2 protein-coding genes and 1 pseudogene are annotated in these 2,185 nt (G+C 51.4%); 2 read left to right on the top strand and 1 reads right to left on the bottom strand.

The window, feature by feature from the left end:
* Positions 1 to 228 (bottom strand): annotated as a pseudogene (locus WCC56_RS08705) (lipoprotein YedD); the annotation flags it as partial.
* Positions 229 to 396: 168 nt separating this feature from the next.
* On the opposite strand from WCC56_RS08705, the gene WCC56_RS08700 reads away from it, so the two are divergent.
* Together WCC56_RS08700 and WCC56_RS08695 are read left to right on the top strand one after the other, a co-directional pair.
* The gene (locus tag WCC56_RS08700) at positions 397 to 720 is read left to right on the top strand and encodes a DUF6388 family protein (RefSeq protein WP_424691994.1); all 324 of its coding nucleotides are present in this window, start codon (positions 397 to 399) and stop codon (positions 718 to 720) included.
* Positions 721 to 1,145: 425 nt separating this feature from the next.
* Positions 1,146 to 2,185 (top strand): sensor domain-containing diguanylate cyclase (locus WCC56_RS08695; protein WP_424691993.1); only part of this gene is annotated, 1,040 nt, incomplete at its 3' end.

Raw genomic sequence — 2,185 nt, 5'->3', positions numbered from 1 at the left:
GGCAATCACCCGCTGCCACTGACGGCAATCCAGCGTATCGCCTTCTGCGGTAATAATCAGGCTGGCGATGGCGTCCTTACTGACCAGGCCTTTCTGCGGCCCCATGCTCTGCCAGTTTCCGACCAGGTTTGCCGGGGGGGGCGTTTTTACTGCGCCCTGATAGTTTGGTATATCCGCACAGCCTGCCAGCGTGACGGCGGCTAAGGTCGTTATCATCCACTTTTTCATGTTCAGTTCCAGATTCTGCAGTCAGGCGCTACGGTATAATTTCTCCTTATTCACCGCAACAATTACCGCAACAAATACGGCAAACGCCGACATTGCGCCGTCGTCTGGCGTTTCACCCCAGCCCACAGCCGTGTAAACTAACGCGCATTACTGACTGCAGGATTTTTTATGAAGAGTATTGAAGAGTATTACGCGGCTGCGCGCGTTCTTTTTCTTGAGGCACATCCGGAAATCAAAACCGGCATTGCCCAGTTAACCGAAGAAGAGGCCGCCAAACTGGGCATGACCCTGCCTCAGTTACAAAACATGCAAACCGATCGGGCCTATGCCGCGTTCACCCGTGAGAAAAAGCTCGACGGTATGCTGTTTGCTATTCAGCTAGCCGAGCCCGATAAGGCCGTTGCTGCTGATGCCATTGAAACTTATCTGCGTCAACATGCCACCGCGCTGGGAATGAGCTGGGAAGAGTTCTGCATCAAGAACGAGCTTTAATGCCCTTTGACTGGCCTGTAACCGGGCCAGTTATTCCAATGACCTGAAATTCCGCCCCCCCGCTTTTCTCCCTTTTCTGTTGCTAAGAATGCTCCCAAATCGAAAAGGGCAGCAGATTATCGTTCGAATATAGCCGACTATTGCGATATATATGCTAACGATTGCCCTTAACCTGTCAGCTATGTGGTTCACACCAGTGACACCTGGTAGTGATTGAAAATAAGCAGCCGTAGCGATATTCTGAGCGGCACACCAGCCGAATTAAGAACATTCTTAAACCATTGCTTTACTGCGAGGGGATGTCAGTGTTACGCACTTTTTGTCATCAGAAATGTGCACCCTGGCACCGGTCGTAGTTGGACATTAAACGGAAGTTACCGCGCAGCATGCTTCGCCGGTTTCCGGTAAGAATCTTGAGCCCTAAAATGCAAATAAATAAATATAAGTTTGACCAGGTTATATTATTATTTTTTCTCGCATTATGTTTAGCGACGCTGGGCCTGCATTGCCGCAGCTATACTGCCCTTTCTCTGTTCTGGCCTTGTAATGCCCTGCTGCTCGGCGTGCTGATTCGTTTTCCCCGTTTTGATACGTTTTCCAGCCTGCCCGTCATGTTTGTGGGTATGGCGGCTGCCGATCTGCTGTATGGCACGCCCGTCATTGTTTCCCTTGGAATGGATGCGGCAAATATCGCCTTTATTGCGGTAGGTCGAATTGTGCTGCTTTCACCTTATTTAACCCGTCCCTATCCCCGAAGACTCCAGGCCTTGATCCGTGTCTTCCCGGCATCGATTATTGCAGCCGCCGTCTGTGCCGCTATGGGTTCGTTGGCCGGTCAACGCTATTTCCACGACGACCTGGTGCAAGGGTGGGTTTCGTGGTTCTGCGAACAGGTTTCCACTTCGATTCTGATACTGCCTTTAGTGATCACCTTCCCACGCCGTGATGAGCTGGATCAGCTGATCAGCGATCTGCGTGAAAGTCATCTGATGCCTTTAATAATGCTACTGGTCTCCAGCGTCTTTGGTATTTATGTTGGCGGCGGCGGCAGTCTGATCTTCCCTCTTCCCGCCCTGATGTGGTGTGCTGTCAGCTATCCGATCTTTGCTACCTGCCTGATAACGCTGTTAACCGGCATTACAGAGATCACCCTGGTCGCCAGCAAAGTCCTGAACATTCAGGGCTCCGATGACTTCTTCCTCATCGACAGTCTGGCTGCCGCCAGGTTGGGTGTGGCAGCGATGACTATCAGTCCGTTGATTGTGGCTTTAAGCACCACAGCCAATAAAAAGCTGGTTGCCCGCATTACAAGACGTGCTGATTACGATTTCCTCACCGGCGCGTTGACCCGCAGCGGCCTGTCTTCCCAACTGAATGCGCTGATGGCCCGCAAGAATAAGTCGGGCGGATTTTATGGTGCGGCCTTTGTGGTGGATATCGATCGGTTTAAAAACATCAATGATAC

Origin of the sequence: Erwinia sp., assembly GCF_049696395.1 — a bacterium.
Lineage (GTDB): Bacteria > Pseudomonadota > Gammaproteobacteria > Enterobacterales > Enterobacteriaceae > Erwinia.
Note: the sequence above shows the minus strand (reverse complement) of the source record. Positions and strands in the feature narration are given on the sequence as shown.

Excerpts from the sequence above, each read along its gene's own strand:
- WCC56_RS08700 (WP_424691994.1), top strand. The coding sequence starts at position 397 with ATGAAGAGTATTGAAGAGTATTACGCGGCTGCGCGCGTTCTTTTTCTT.